The sequence below is a fragment of the Bradyrhizobium sp. RD5-C2 genome (genome assembly GCF_019972155.1).
Classification (GTDB): Bacteria; Pseudomonadota; Alphaproteobacteria; order Rhizobiales; family Xanthobacteraceae; genus Bradyrhizobium.
In genome coordinates this window covers 252,932-266,677 of the sequence record NZ_BOVL01000021.1, presented here as the reverse complement: position 1 = coordinate 266,677, position 13,746 = coordinate 252,932, and the positions used below count along the sequence as shown (strand labels likewise).

At 66.0% G+C, this 13,746-nt stretch carries 16 protein-coding genes; 9 read left to right on the top strand and 7 right to left on the bottom strand.

Annotated features, from left to right (window positions below; genetic code table 11):
• Positions 1-26 precede the first annotated feature (26 nt).
• Both BraRD5C2_RS28505 and BraRD5C2_RS28500 read left to right on the top strand, forming a co-directional pair.
• On the top strand, positions 27-236 hold the full coding sequence (locus BraRD5C2_RS28505) for a hypervirulence associated TUDOR domain-containing protein (RefSeq protein WP_223974346.1): 210 nt from the start codon (positions 27-29) through the stop codon (positions 234-236).
• Positions 229-792 carry a DUF488 domain-containing protein gene (locus tag BraRD5C2_RS28500; RefSeq protein ID WP_223974345.1) on the top strand — a complete coding sequence of 188 codons (564 nt, stop codon included), beginning with the start codon at positions 229-231 and terminating at the stop codon, positions 790-792. Before BraRD5C2_RS28505 ends, BraRD5C2_RS28500 begins: the two co-directional genes overlap by 8 nt.
• A 41-nt stretch (positions 793-833) precedes the next feature.
• Here BraRD5C2_RS28500 and BraRD5C2_RS28495 read toward each other — a convergent pair whose 3' ends face one another.
• Together BraRD5C2_RS28495 and BraRD5C2_RS28490 are read right to left on the bottom strand one after the other, a co-directional pair.
• Positions 834-1,994 carry a caspase family protein gene (locus BraRD5C2_RS28495; protein WP_223974344.1) on the bottom strand — a complete coding sequence of 387 codons (1,161 nt, stop codon included), beginning with the start codon at positions 1,992-1,994 and terminating at the stop codon, positions 834-836.
• A gap of 74 nt (positions 1,995-2,068) precedes the next feature.
• Positions 2,069-3,301, bottom strand: coding sequence for a hypothetical protein (locus BraRD5C2_RS28490; protein WP_223974343.1), 1,233 nt, complete (start codon positions 3,299-3,301; stop codon positions 2,069-2,071).
• A 212-nt stretch (positions 3,302-3,513) separates the two neighbouring features.
• Between BraRD5C2_RS28490 and glf the strand changes: the two genes are divergently transcribed.
• The 3 genes from glf (at position 3,514) to BraRD5C2_RS28475 (ending at position 7,726) form a co-directional block, all read left to right on the top strand.
• A complete protein-coding gene (glf, locus tag BraRD5C2_RS28485; RefSeq protein ID WP_223974341.1) occupies positions 3,514-4,722 on the top strand; it encodes a UDP-galactopyranose mutase in 1,209 nt (402 codons plus the stop codon).
• Positions 4,723-4,787: 65 nt separating this feature from the next.
• Positions 4,788-6,059: a serine hydrolase domain-containing protein gene (locus BraRD5C2_RS28480; RefSeq protein ID WP_223974339.1), complete on the top strand. Its 1,272-nt coding sequence runs from the start codon at positions 4,788-4,790 to the stop codon at positions 6,057-6,059.
• Positions 6,060-6,424: 365 nt separating this feature from the next.
• Entirely contained in the window at positions 6,425-7,726 is a 1,302-nt protein-coding gene (locus BraRD5C2_RS28475) for a PQQ-dependent sugar dehydrogenase (RefSeq protein WP_223974337.1), read from the top strand.
• A 4-nt stretch (positions 7,727-7,730) separates the two neighbouring features.
• On the opposite strand, the gene BraRD5C2_RS28470 is transcribed toward BraRD5C2_RS28475, so the two are convergent.
• From BraRD5C2_RS28470 to BraRD5C2_RS28450, 5 genes are all read right to left on the bottom strand, one after another.
• Positions 7,731-8,180, bottom strand: coding sequence for a tautomerase family protein (locus tag BraRD5C2_RS28470; protein WP_223974335.1), 450 nt, complete (start codon positions 8,178-8,180; stop codon positions 7,731-7,733).
• Positions 8,181-8,253: 73 nt separating this feature from the next.
• Positions 8,254-9,024 carry an SDR family oxidoreductase gene (locus tag BraRD5C2_RS28465; protein ID WP_223974333.1) on the bottom strand — a complete coding sequence of 257 codons (771 nt, stop codon included), beginning with the start codon at positions 9,022-9,024 and terminating at the stop codon, positions 8,254-8,256.
• A 31-nt stretch (positions 9,025-9,055) separates the two neighbouring features.
• Positions 9,056-9,910 (bottom strand): alpha/beta fold hydrolase, encoded by an 855-nt coding sequence (locus BraRD5C2_RS28460; protein WP_223974332.1) that lies wholly within the window; start codon positions 9,908-9,910, stop codon positions 9,056-9,058.
• Between the two features lie 43 nt (positions 9,911-9,953).
• Positions 9,954-10,553: a TMEM175 family protein gene (locus BraRD5C2_RS28455; RefSeq protein ID WP_223974331.1), complete on the bottom strand. Its 600-nt coding sequence runs from the start codon at positions 10,551-10,553 to the stop codon at positions 9,954-9,956.
• A 30-nt stretch (positions 10,554-10,583) separates the two neighbouring features.
• A complete protein-coding gene (locus BraRD5C2_RS28450; protein WP_223974330.1) occupies positions 10,584-11,279 on the bottom strand; it encodes an alpha/beta fold hydrolase in 696 nt (231 codons plus the stop codon).
• Positions 11,280-11,447: 168 nt separating this feature from the next.
• Here BraRD5C2_RS28450 and BraRD5C2_RS28445 point away from each other — a divergent pair, with 168 nt between their 5' ends.
• The 4 genes from BraRD5C2_RS28445 (at position 11,448) to BraRD5C2_RS28430 (ending at position 13,702) form a co-directional block, all read left to right on the top strand.
• Positions 11,448-12,053: a CGNR zinc finger domain-containing protein gene (locus BraRD5C2_RS28445; RefSeq protein WP_223974437.1), complete on the top strand. Its 606-nt coding sequence runs from the start codon at positions 11,448-11,450 to the stop codon at positions 12,051-12,053.
• A gap of 82 nt (positions 12,054-12,135) precedes the next feature.
• Complete coding sequence (locus BraRD5C2_RS28440; protein ID WP_223974329.1) at positions 12,136-12,819, top strand: haloacid dehalogenase type II; 684 nt, start codon at positions 12,136-12,138, stop codon at positions 12,817-12,819.
• Between the two features lie 191 nt (positions 12,820-13,010).
• Positions 13,011-13,358 carry a hypothetical protein gene (locus BraRD5C2_RS28435; protein WP_223974328.1) on the top strand — a complete coding sequence of 116 codons (348 nt, stop codon included), beginning with the start codon at positions 13,011-13,013 and terminating at the stop codon, positions 13,356-13,358.
• A 179-nt stretch (positions 13,359-13,537) separates the two neighbouring features.
• Positions 13,538-13,702, top strand: coding sequence for a hypothetical protein (locus BraRD5C2_RS28430; protein WP_223974327.1), 165 nt, complete (start codon positions 13,538-13,540; stop codon positions 13,700-13,702).
• The last annotated feature ends 44 nt before the right edge of the window (positions 13,703-13,746 follow it).

The window sequence follows — 13,746 nt, the reverse complement described above, 5'->3', positions numbered from 1 at the left end:
GCTCGAACCAAGCCGGAGGTTGCGAGATGGCCAGACGATTCAAGGTCGGCGATCACGTCAGATGGAATTCCGAGGCCGGCCGCGTCTCGGGCACCATCATCGCGGTTCATACCAGCGATTTCGATTACAAGGGGCACACGCACCGTGCCTCGGACGCCGATCCGCAATACGAGATCAAGAGCGACAAGACCGATCACGTCGCGGCGCACAAGGGCAGCGCGCTCCATCATGACTAGCAAAAGCGCGGCGCTTCCGTTCTTCACGGTCGGCCATTCCAACCGCAGTCTCGAGGACTTCATCGTCCTCCTCACCGCGGCCAAGATCGACCGTGTCGTCGACATCAGAACGGTGCCGAGGTCGCGGACCAATCCGCAGTTCAACAGGGACGCGCTCCCCGATCCGCTGGCGGCCGCGGGCATCTCGTATGAGCATCTGGCCGATCTCGGCGGGCTGCGCGGCAAGGCGCGAGGCGTGCCGCCTTCAGTCAATGGGTTCTGGAGCAACGAGAGCTTCCACAACTACGCGGATTATGCGCTGTCGCCGCAATTTCACGCGAGCCTGCAGCATCTGCGCGACGAGGGCCACCGGCTGCGCTGCGCAATCATGTGCTCGGAAGCCGTGTGGTGGCGCTGCCACCGCCGCATCGTCGCCGACTATCTCATGGCGTCGGGCGAGACCGTCGTCCACATCATGGGGGAAGGCCGCCTCGAACCCGCCCGCCTCACCGAAGGCGCCGTCGTGCAGAGCGATGGCACGGTGGTCTATCCGGCGACGGGGCAACTGGATTTATGAACGGGTGGCGAAGCTTGCGGCGCATCATCGCGCTTTGCCCCTCACTCCACGCTGCGTTTCCAATAGCCGGTGCCGAGTTTGCCGGTGATCACGGCGGTGCTGTCGTGGATTTCGTAGGAGCCGGCATCGCTGTAGTTCCGCAGTCCCTTCAGCGCGTGCAGCGTCCAGCGGCCGTTGGCGAAGGTGACGGTGCCTTCATGTGATTGCGCCGAGCGGAAGGGCTCGGCGTGGAATTTGTAGGTGCCGTCGGTCATGATCTGCCAGATCCAGCGCGACTGGCCGCGGCTGGCCGCCACCATGATTTCCCAGGTGCCGACCAGCGCGGGATCGATGGGGCCGGCCGCGGTCGCTGGTGGCGCCGACAAGGCGGGAGCCGCGGCCGCCGGTGTCGCGTTCGCCTGCTTCGGCGCCGTTGCGTCGGCCGGCGGTGCTGCCAGATAGATCGCCTTGCGCGACAGCGAGCCGTAGACGAAGGGCTGCTGCTCGTTGCGCGTCGCCTCCATCACGTCGTCGCGGACGTTACGGAACATGAAGGTGACCTCGACGCCCGGCGCCTCGATGTTGCGCAACAGCGCTGCGGCGAACGGGCTGTTGTGGCCGTTGCCGTCGAGCGCGGTGGTGCCGTCGCGCGCGGCGTAGGCGACCAGCACGTTGCCGACCGGCTCGATGCGGCCGAGCCCATTGCTTGCGGCGGCGCGGGTCGCGAGCGAGCGGCTCATCTTCGCCGCGAATGGGTTGTTGCGGCAGGCATCGAGGATGACGAGGCCGAGGCTTCCAGTGTTGGAGACTTGCAGCATTACGCTTTGCAGGCTGATCGCTTCATTGGCGGCATCGGTATCGCGCTTCAGCTCGGCATCGACAGGGATCAGCCAGTTGTCGCCGTTGATCTCCATGCCGTGGCCGGCGAAATACACCGCGGCCATGTCGGCCCCGGCGGCATTGCGCCCGAACGCGATCAGGCCGCGCCGCATCTCGTCGAAGCTTCCGTTGGTGATCAGGGTGACGGCGAAGCCGAGGCGCTTCAGCGCGGCGGCGATATCGCCGGCATCAGTCGGCGGATTGGACAGTGCCGGCACGCTTCTGTAGGCGCCGTTGCCGATCACCAGCGCCACCCGCTTGCCGTCGGCTGCGGCCGGTGTCGCGGCAAAGCCCGCGAGCGCCGCGGCGATGGCCAGTCCCGAGACAAACGCGCGGCGGTTCATGCTGGACCCGATCGAAGGTGACGGGCCCACGGTAGCGCAGCCGGCGCGAGGCGGCCACGGAAATGGCGGTGCGATCAGGCCGCCTGCTTCGGTGTCCAGACGCCTGCCGGCACCGGCTCGGCCGGCAACAGATTGGCGCCGGCGGCGCCCGCGATCGACATCGTGATCTCGTGGATATCCTGCACCGACCGCTGCATCGAGAAGCGCGGATAGAGTTCGCTCATGGTGGCTGCGGTCGCCGCCTGGGCGGCGGCGGGATCGGCCAGCAGGGCCTCGACGGCGGCAGCGACGCTCGTCGTGTCCTGGCCGAAGCTGTAGCGGGCGAGATGCGGCATCTCCGCGGTCGAGAAGCGGTTGGCGTCGAACACCGGCACGGTGCCGGCGCCGAGCGCGAAGAACACCCGGTCGTGCACCGACAGGTCGATATTGGGATTGAGCGAGACCGCGGCGAGATGGCTGCCGAGGCCCTCGCGCATCGCATCGAAGGTCATCGCGCCGAGCACGCGGGCCGGACGCCCGCTGACGTCGAGATCGCTCCAGCCGCCGCCGATGAAATCGACCGGATAGTCGGCGAGCACCGCGCCCACCTCGCGGGTGCGCACGCCTCTTGTGTAGTTGTCGAGCCGGGTCAGGATCACGTTGAACAGGTCGCCGCCCGGCTTCAGATAGACGAGATGCCGCTCGGCGACATCGACGATGATCTTTGGAAACGCGCCGCAGGTCTTGCCGCGCGCCTCGGCGATTGCGTCGAACAGCAGCGCGAACAGCTTGGGCGGCATCGTCTTGCGCCAGCCGCGCTCGAGCGCCAGCGGATTCCAGCCGGACTTGGCGAAGATCAGCCGGCCGTTGCGCTTCTCGGGCGGCAGGCCGCCGAAGAAGCCGGGATCGGGGATGCCCATATGGGTCGCGAACACGGCGCCGTTTGCGCCCAGATGATCGCGGTTGAACGCGGCGTGGTCGGGGAACACGTAGCCATGCGCGGTATAGCGGCTCTCAAGCCCGTGCCGCTTGGCAAAATAGCAGGGGTGGTCGCAGAACCAGGTGAAGACGGGGATCTGGGCGACGTCCCAGAACAGTTTGCCGTCCTTGGTGTGGATGTCGAGCCCGATGCCGGAGAAGCCGAGCGCCATCGTCTCGGTTTTTCGCGGCAGCAGCGCATTGAGCCGGGCCGAGAAATCCGGCGCCAGCAGGTCGAGCATCTTGACCTCATGCCCGAGCCGGTCGAGCTCGGCGGCCGCCATCGAGAGAATGCCGCGCAGCGAATCATAGGTCGTGTTGCTGGAATACAGGACGCAGATTACGGACATCGGGCCCCCGCGCATGATGCTGTTGTTGCGCGCGCGGATAAACCCAGCGCCTCGCATGATGTCAGTTGAACGGCCGACCCCGCTGTTCCGGGCACGAAATTATCGCGGCCTTAACCAAAATCTTCGCCGGAAGTCGGCCGCAGCGCCGTTGAAGCTCCGTCGGGATGTCGCGGCGGGCTACTGCCCGGGCCCGCGCGGGGAGCGGGGGCCACATGCAGCTTGAGAGCTTCGACGTCGTCGTGGTGGGTGCCGGCTTCTTCGGCGCCGTGATCGCCGAGCAGGTGGCGAGCAGGCTCGGCCGCTCCGTCTGCGTGCTCGACCGCCGGCCGCATATCGGCGGCAACGCCTATTCGGAGGTCGATTCCGACAGCGGCGTCGAGGTGCATCGCTACGGCACGCATATCTTCCACACCAATTCCGAGACCGTCTGGCGCTATCTGCACCGCTTTACCGAGTTCACCGGCTACCGCCACCGCGTCTTCACGGTGGCGAACGGTCGCGTCTATTCGATGCCGATCAACCTTGCAACGGTGTGCGCCGCGTTCGGCCGCATCATGTCGCCGGACCAGGCGCGAGCCGTGATCGCGGCTGAGGCAGCAGCTCATGGTGCCTCCGGGATCGGCAATCTCGAGGACAAGGCGATCGCCTCGGTTGGCCGCACGCTCTACGATCTCTTGATCCGCGGCTATACGCAGAAGCAGTGGCAGACCGATCCGCGCGAGCTCTCGGCCGACATCATCGGCCGCCTGCCGGTGCGCTTCACCTTCGACGATCGCTACTTCGCCGACCGCTACGAGGGCATGCCGCTCGATGGCTACACTGCGATCTTCCGTCGGATGCTCGATCATCCCAGGATCGCGGTGCAACTCGGTGTCGACTATTTCGACGTCGCCGACCGCATCAACCCGCGCCAGCTCGTGATCTATACCGGCCCGATCGACCGCTTCTTCGGCTATGCCTGCGGCCATCTCGGCTGGCGCACCGTCGACTTCGCGCGCGAGGTCCATGACGTCGCTGATTTCCAGGGCGCCGCCGTCATCAACTATGCCGACGCCGAGGTGCCGTTCACCCGCATCCACGAGTTCAGGCATCTGCATCCGGAGCGCGCGCATGCCGGGGCGCGGACCACGATCTACCGCGAATATTCCCGCTTCGCTGGCCGCACCGACGAGCCGTATTATCCGATCAACACCGCAGCCGACCGCGCCATGCTGACGTCCTATCACGCCATGACGGCATCGCATCCGAACGTCATCTTCGGCGGCCGGCTCGGCTCCTACAAGTATCTCGACATGCACCAGGCGATCGGTGCCGCGCTGAAGACGTTCGAGCACGAGGTCGAGCCGTTCTTCGCTGGCGCAGACATGCGCCCCGGTGACACCGCCGCGCGCCGCGACGCCTTGTCGCCCTTGCCGGCGTGATCTAATCCTGCCAGCGCGGGCCGCGAACCACATAACAACCGCCCGCGGTCCCCGGTGAGGAAACAATGAGAAAAATCGCCATTGCCGCGGCTGTCGCCGCCACATGTCTTGCCGTCAACATCGCCCATGCCGCGCCGCCGCTGCCGGAAGCTTCGGCGCATCAGGCCGGTTTCTCGGATCAGGGACTGGCGCGGCTCGATGACTTCTTCGCGCGCGAGATCGCGGCCAAGCGCGTGCCCGGTGCCGTGGTGGCGATCGCACGCGACGGCAAGCTCGTGCACTACAAGGCCTACGGCCAGCTCGACCCGGTCAAGGGCACGCCGATGCCGATCGATGCCGTGTTCGCGCTGGCCTCGATGACCAAGCCGATGGCGGCGGTGGCCGGGTTGACGCTGATGGAGCAGGGCCGCCTGCCGCTGCAGGCCAAGGTCGCCGAGTTCTATCCGGGGTTTGCCGACATGAAGGTGGGCGTACAGCAGGCCGACGGTTCGCTGACGATGGAGCCGCAGGCCCGGCCGATCTTCATCCACGATCTCTATCGCCACACCTCGGGCCTGATGTATGGCGGCCGGCCGGACAGCTCGAGCGCGCTGGCGCGGCTCTATCCGGACGGCGCGGCGCCGGCGGTCGAAGGCGACACTCAGGCCTTCATCGACCGCATCACCAAGCTGCCTCTGGTGCACCAGCCCGGCACCGAGTTCGAATACGGCTTCTCGATCGACGTGCTCGGTGCCGTTGTCGAGAAGGTCTCCGGCCAGCGGCTCGGCGACTATCTCTCAGTCAATGTCTGGAAGCCGCTCAGCATGAAGGACGCGACGTTCCACCCGACCGACGCCCAGCGCACGCGTCTGGCGCATCCGTTCCCCAACGATCCGCTCTCCGGCAAGCCGCAAGCCATCAAGCTGCTCGACGCGCCGACCAAGTTCGACTGCGGCGGCGCCTGCTCGTTCGCGACCGTCGGCGACTATGTCCGCTTCGGACAGATGCTGCTCAATGGCGGCGAGCTCGACGGCAAGCGCATCCTCAGCCCCCAGACTGTGCACCTCATGACGTCGAACCATCTCGGGCCGGAGATCAAGAACAACGTCGCCGCGGTCGAGCCGCATCGCGGTGGCTTCGGCTTCGGGCTGGCGGTCGCGGTGCGGACCAGCGAGGGGCTGGCGTCGGTGCCGGGCAATCCCGGCGAGTTCACCTGGAACGGCGCCTACGGCACGCAGTTCTTCTGCGATCCGAAGGAGCGCCTCGTCGTGGTGGTTGGAACCGCAGCGCCCGGCGAGCTGCGCAAATATTATCGCGAGAACGTGCAGGACATCGTCTATGGGGCGATGGTGAAGTAAGCCGCATCGCTGCGGCGTCATATGTGTCCGGTTGCCAGCCCGGTTGCGCCGTCGCTGTGCCCGGTCCAATGCATCCGGTGCTGGGCCGCTATGCGTTTCCGGCTATAACGCCCCGCAGCCGGCCGGGCCCGCAGTGCTTCGAAAAGCCTGGCGCTTCGTAAAAGGAAGCCCGCCGACCGGGGCGGGCAAGGTCTCAGGGAGGAAAACGCTCTGACAAGGGAGCGTATGGCCAGTCTCCCCGATTCGATGGCGGATGCGAAGATCGTATAACTACTGTCATCAGCGCCGGCATTATGCGAATGCTGCTGCGGGCCGCGGCCGCCCGGCAGGGCGCAATAACGGGGCGCGAATAACAGGGGAAGTTGATGAGCACGTCTGGAGTTTTTGCCCGCGTCGTCGCGGCGATCGGGGCCGGCGCCGTGGCGTGGCGGCGGATGCAGGGCGCCGAGCCCGCACCGGCCTGGGGCAGCGCGCCGCAGATTCCGGCGGCGAAGTCGCAGGGCGCGATCCCGACGCTGAAGATGCCGACGGCGCGCGGCTGGGACAAGGGCCAGCTTCCGACCGCAGCGGCAGGGCTCAAGGTTAACGCCTTCGCCGCCGGGCTCGATCATCCGCGCTGGATCAACGTGCTGCCGAACGGCGATGTCCTGATCGCGGAGGCAACGCAAATCGCAGGCACCCCGCGCAGCGTCTTCCACTATGCGATGCAGGCGACGATGCGCCGCGCCGCCGCGCTCGGCGTCAGCGCCAACCGCATCACGCTGCTGCGCGACCGCGATGGCGACGGCGTCGCCGAAAGCCGCGGTGCCTTCATGGAAGGGTTGCGCCAGCCGTTCGGCATGGCGCTGATCGGCGACACCTTCTATGTCGGCAACACCGACGGCGTGGTCGCGTTTCCCTACACCGCGGGTGCGGACCGCATCACGGTTGAGGGACGCAAGCTCGTCACCTTCAAGCCCGACGGACACTGGACGCGCAGCCTGCTGCCGAGCGCCGACGGCAAGAAGCTTTATGCCGGCGTCGGCTCGCTCAGCAACATCGCCGAGAACGGCATGAAGGTCGAGGAGGGCCGGGCCGCGATCTATGAGCTCGATCTCGCAGCCGGCACCAGCCGCAACTTCGCCGGCGGCCTGCGCAACCCGGTCGGGCTCGCCTGGGAGCCGACCACCAATGTGCTGTGGACCGTCGTCAATGAGCGCGACGGCATCGGTGACGAGACGCCGCCGGACTATCTCACTTCGGTGCGCGACGGCGGCTTCTATGGCTGGCCCTATTGCTATTGGGGCAAGACGGTGGACGATCGCGTGCCGCAGGATCCGGCGATGGTCGCCAAGGCGATCCAGCCGGACTACGCGCTCGGCGGCCACACCGCCTCGCTCGGGCTGTGCTGGATGCCGGCGGGCAGGCTGCCGGGTTTCCCCGACGGCATGGTGATCGGCCAGCACGGCTCGTGGAATCGCTCGACGCTGTCGGGCTACAAGGTGGTGTTTGTGCCGTTTACGAACGGCCGTCCTTCGGGGCCGGCGCGCGACATCCTGTCGGGTTTCCTCGCGCCCGACGAGAAGGTGTCGTACGGCCGCCCGGTCGGCGTCGCGCTCGGCCCCGACGGTTCGCTGCTGGTGGCCGACGATGTCGGCAACGTGATCTGGCGCGTCACGGGGGCGTAGCGCTTCAACGCCGCCCGGTGATCGACTGCATGAAAACGCGATCCGTTTCCGGCAGAGCGTCGGTCCAGGCCGGCTCGTCGCCGGGCTCGGGCAGCACATGGCCGAACTCGATCATCTGCCGCGGCTGCAACTCGTTGAGATAGACCCACACCGCGCGCTTGCTGTCGACACCGGCGGCGGCTCCGACCGCGTCCGCCATCAGTTTGATCATTCGCGTCTTGTCGACGGCGGCGCGGCCGGCGCGGATATGGCCGTAGACGAAGATGTGGTCATGCGCGACCGGGACGCCACCCATGAACCAGTTGCCGGGCGTGACCTCGTTGAAGATCACCTGTGCGAAATAGCTCGGCGCGCCCGTCACCTCGGCGTGGATCCGGGTGATCTCGCCCGCGATCCGGCCCTTCTGTTCCGCGCTGAGGCGGCCTTGCGCACTGGTGCAGGTATAGGTTGGCATTGGCGTGACCTCGCTTGGATGTCAGTCGAGGCTGCGAGGATCACGCATTTGCTCTCACGCGTCGAGTGCTGTCTCACACGGTCCTGATCTCGCCGCCATCCATGCGAAGCACGGTACCGGTCATCCAGCGCGCCGGCGGCGACACGGCGAACGCGACGAGGTCGGCGATTTCTTCCGGCGAACCGAAGCGCTTGATGCCAGCCTGCTTGAGGAAGCCTGCCTTGGCGGTGTCGATGTCGACCTGCCTGGCTGTCGCTGATTTCTCCAGCATCGCAAGGCGGCGTCCGGTCATGATGGCGCCCGGCGACACGCAGTTCACCTGCACGCCGTCGTCGATGCCGCGCTCGGCGAATGCCTTTGCCAGCGCCTCGATCGCAGCGTTGATCGCACCCACCGCAGCCGCGCCGGCGCGCGGCAATATTGCGGCATTGCCTGAGGTAAAGATCACGGCGCCTTGCGATGCCTTCAGCGCGTCCCAGGCGTGCATCGTCAGCCGCCTGGCGCCATGGAACTTGAGCGCGAGGCCCGCATCCCACTGCTGGTCGGTCATCTCGAACAGATCGAGCCCGGGTACTGAGCCCGCAACATTGACCAGCGCGTCGATGCGGCCGAAGCGATCCAGCGCGGCCTTGACGGCGTCGTCGGCGGCCGCCGGCGAGGCCAGGTCGAGATCGAGCACCAGCGGCGAGCTGCCGCTGGATTCGATCTCCTGAGCGACCTCGCGCAGCTTCTCACCACTGCGCGCGACGAGGACGATGGCAGAAAAATCCCGCGCGAGCCGCAGCGCGGTGGCACGTCCGATGCCGGAGCTTGCGCCGGTCACGATGGCGACGGATCTGGTCATGTGCATTCCCTGGGGTGATCGGCGCGCGATGTCAGCGGCTCAGGAACTCGCGGATGGCTTGCGCGATCTCGGCGGCATGGGTTTCCAGCGCGAAGTGGCCGGTGTCGAGGAATTTGACCACCGCCTTCGGATTGTCGCGCTTGAACGCCTCGGCGCCCGGCGGCAGGAAGAACGGATCGTTCTTGCCCCACACCGCGAGGAACGGCGGCTGATGGGTGCGGAAGTAGGACTGGAAGGCCGGGTAGAGCGCGACGTTGCTCTTGTAGTCGCCGAACAGATCGAGCTGCACGTCATGCGCGCCGGGCCGTGCCATGTAGTAATTGTCGAGGTTCTGGCCGTCAGGTGATATCGCCGCCGGATCCGATGTGCCGTGAGTGTACTGCCAGCGCGTGGTCTCCGGCGTCAGGAAGGCGCGCAGCGCGTCGCGGTTCGCCTGCGAGGGGTCCTGCCAATAGGCCTTGATCGGAGTCCAGCCGTCGCTGAGGCCTTCCTCATAGGCGTTGCCGTTCTGCGAGATAATCGCGGTGATCCGCTCCGGATGCTTGAGCGCGAGGCGGAAGCCGGTCGGCGCGCCATAGTCGAACACATAGACCGCGAAGCGATCGAAGCCGATCACCTCGGTGAAGCGGTCGATCACGCCGGCGATGTTGTCGAAGGTGTAGCTGAACGTCTCGCGCGGCGGCATGTCGGACTGGCCGAAGCCGGGCAGGTCGGGCGCCACGATGTGGAACTTGTCCGCGAGCAACGGGATCAGATCGCGGAACATGTGTCCCGCGCTCGGGAAACCGTGCAGTAGCAGCAGTTTTGGCGCGCCCGGCGAACCGGCCTCGCGATAGAACACCTTGAAGCCGTCTACATCGGCCGTGCGGTAATTGATATCGGACATCTGTCACTCCTTGTGGTCGCGATGTGGTGGTGTGGTTGGCGGGTTAGGATTTGGTCTGCTTCGCAAACCCGCTGATCGCCTCGGGTCTGAGGTAGAGCAGCAGCGCACAGCACACGGTGGCGAAGCCGAGCAGCGGCACGAAGGGGGCGATGGCGGCGCCGGCCGCGAACACCAGCAGCGCGAGCAGCGTGCGGCGCTGGGTCCATGTCCGCACCTGCTGGGGCATCATGCTCTGATCCGCCTGTGCCAGCACCGCGCGCTCGAAGGCGAGATAGGCGAGGTCAATGAGGAGGAAGATCACCGCATAGACCACCACCGGCGCCGCGGCCATGTGCGAGCGTGCGACCCAGGCGGTCGCGAACGGCAGCAGCGAGACTGCGAACAAATGGACGAAGTTCAGCCAGATCAACCGCGGCGTCGGTTGCCGCACCAGATGCAGCAGATGGTGATGATTGACCCAGATCACCGCGATGAACAGATAGCTCGCCGCGTAGCTGATCGCGGTCGGCCACAGCGGCAGCAGGTCGGCGAACCGCGAGCCGTCCGGCGCTTTCAGCTCCAGCACCATCACCGTGATGATGACGGCGATCACCGCATCGGAAAACGCGCCGAGCCGGTCGGCCGATAAATGTTTCTCCTGCATGGCAGCGCTCCTGTCCTTTGATCAAAGACGTCAGTGCTCTGTAACGCCGTAGATCGCTTCCCGGATGATGTCGGCGACGAGCTTTGGCGCCGTCACGATCGGGGTGTGATCGACGGCATGTGAACGCACGGCGGCCTTCATCCGCGCGGCCATGCTGCGCTGGGTCTCGGGCGCGATCATCCGGTCGTCCTCGGCGACCAGGAACCAGCTCGGGACGTCCTTCCAGTTGGGACGGCCGACCGGCACCGTGATGCAGGCCGGCGAGATCGGCCGCTGCACGGCGGCGAGCACCGCGAGATCATCGGCCCGCGCGCCCTGCGCGAAGGCCGATGCGAAAGCGGACTCAGGCAACCAGATCAGGCCGTTGGCATCGGGCGCGAGTTTTGGCGCGAACGGATGCGGCGGTGCGCGATAGAACACGTCAGCCACCGTCTCGCCCTCGTCCGGCGCCAGCGCCGCGACATAGACCAGCGCCTTGACGCGCGGCGAGCGGGTCTCGGCGATCACAGCGCCGGCGTAAGCATGGCCCGCCAGCACGACCGGTCCCTCGACGCGGTCCAGCGTGCGGTTCAGCGCGGCGACATCGTCGGCGAGCGACGTCAGCGGCAGCGGTGCCGCCACGGCGGTGATGCCCTCGGCGTCGAGCGCCGTGATCACCCGCGCCCAGCTCGACCCGTCCGCCCACGCGCCATGGGCAAGCACCACGCTGACATCCTTGTTCGACATCCTGAGCTCCCTTGTTTTAGTAGTAACCAGTAAAATCCAAATTGACAGGTTACGTCGCTTGTGGCTCAATGTTCGTAACTTGTCAACGTCCATTAAGCAGGTTATTCCGAGCCGAGTTCAGAGAAAGCCGTCCAGGAGAGTGCCGCCGTGCAACCCCACCCGCCCGCGATGTTCATCGCCGATAGCCTGGGCCTCGATTTCATCAATTCGATCGCGACCCCGGTCGATACGCCGGTCGACTGGATCGCCGATGGCGACGGCCTGCTGCGGTGGCTCGCACAGGCGAAGCTGGTGCCGTCGGATGTGCTCGACGAGCTGAAGGCGCGTGCGGCGCCGGGCGAGTTCGACCGCGTCGCCGGTCAGGCGCGCGATCTGCGCGAATGGTTCCGCGGCTTCGTCCGCAAGCATATGGGCCGGCCGCTGACGCCGCGGGCGCTTAAGGAGTTGGAGCCGTTGAACCGGCTGCTCGAAAGCGATCAGGCGTTCAGCAGGATCGTGGCGCATCGTCACGACGATCATGACGGCTTCGCGCTGGAGCGGACGCGGCGCTGGCGCTCGGCCGAAACATTGCTGCTGCCGATCGGCGAGGCGATGGCCAAGGTCGTCTGCGAGGAAAGCTTTTCCGACATCAAGGCGTGCGAAGGCCCTGCCTGCACGCTGATGTTTGCCGATCACACGCGTGCGCGTGCGCGCCGGTGGTGCAGCATGGCGGTCTGCGGCAATCGCGCCAAGCAGGCCGCGCATCGCAGCCGGATCAAGGACAGGGAAGCATGATCCGGAAAAGTGCGTAGCGGTTTTCCGAAGAGATCATGCTCCAAGGAAAGGCGAGACCAAACCCAAGCAAATGGAGACCAGAATGGCGCTTCCTCTGATCGTATTCGACGTCAACGAAACGCTGCTCGACCTCGAGACCATGGAGCCGGTGTTCGCGCGCATCTTTGGTGACAAGAGCGCGATGCGGCTGTGGTTCGCGAACTTCATCATGTACTCGGCCTCGCTCACGGTGGCAGGCTGCTACGTGCCCTTCACCGACATCGGCGCGGCCGTGATGAAGATGCTGGCCGACACCCGCGGCATCAGGATCGTTGATTCAGACAAGAGGGAGCTGACCGAGAAATTCTCCACCATGCCGCCGCATGCGGAAGTGCCGGCGGCGCTGCGCAAGCTGCGCGCGGCGGGCTTTCGGCTGTTTACGCTGACCGACAATCTGCTGGAAGTGCAGACGCGGCAGCTGACCAACGGCGGCATCGTCGATCTGTTCGAGCGGCGCTTTTCCGCCGACGGCGTCAAGCATCACAAGCCGTCGCGGCAGGCCTACGGCTATGTCGAGCAGCAGCTCGGCGCCAAGCCGTCGGAGTTCTGCCTGATCGCCTGCCACACCTGGGATACGCTCGGCGCAGTCGCCGCCGGCTGGGAGGCCGCGCTGATCAAGCGGCCCGGCAACGATGTGCTTGGCGTCGGTCCGCAGCCGCAGATGGTCGGAGATAATCTCGACGACGTCGCCGACCAGCTGATCCACCGCTACGGTGCCAATGGGTAACGGTCGCTGACGGATTCCACGGCGGAGGGGAGGTCAAAATCCCCTCCAGGCCCGATCGCTCGGAAGCGCCTAAAACCGGAATGAAATCCATAGCGGTTTTCAACCATGCCCCTTGAGCCTTCCTCAACCTCCCCGGCCGATGCTTTTGTCCGCCGCACAGGACGGACCAGGGATCGACAAGGAGCTTGAGCATGCCGGCCAAAGGACGAGCGACCGCAAGCAACGCTACCGCGCAATCGCGCGAGGATATCCTGAACGCGCGGGCCATCAGCACGCTGGGCGCCGGCGTCGTCAACGCGATGAGCGCGGTCGGCGCCGCCGTCATCAAGAAGCACAGGCCGGCGCTCGGCAAGAGCCCGGACTGGTTCTGGCACATGTTCGCGAAATGCGAAGCCAAGGCCGCGCGCGTCGCCGAGCAGGCCGCGCGCGATCCGGAGGCCTGCGGCGATGCCACCTTCATCGAGGTCTATGCCGCGCAACTGCCGAAGCTGATGGCATCCGCACTCGAGAGCCACGAGAAGGCGCTCAAGGCGAAGTGAGGTGCCGTCAATAAGAAGCCGACAACGGCGATGGTGCCGTTGTCGTTCCCCCGATCTGTCTGCTGCGTCGCTACGCAGGGCAGCCATGCACCTGAAACCACAACCCGCCGCCGTTCGTATTCGATAGGTGGCAGAAGTCCGCGCCCGCGGGGTTCTGATTCTTCAATCCGGGACGGTTGATGGTGAAGCACCTTATTTCCAATGAAGAGAAGTGTGACGCGTGTAACGGGACAGGCTTTCCGGAGGTGAAGCAGCCGGGCGAGCCGGGACGGAAGATCTATCCCGAGCCCTGCAAGAAATGCGGCGGCAAGGGGCGGATCAGGAAGGCGACCTGGGGCAAGTAGGCACCTGAAGCATCAGCCTTGTAGAGCGCGTTAGCGTCAGCGTA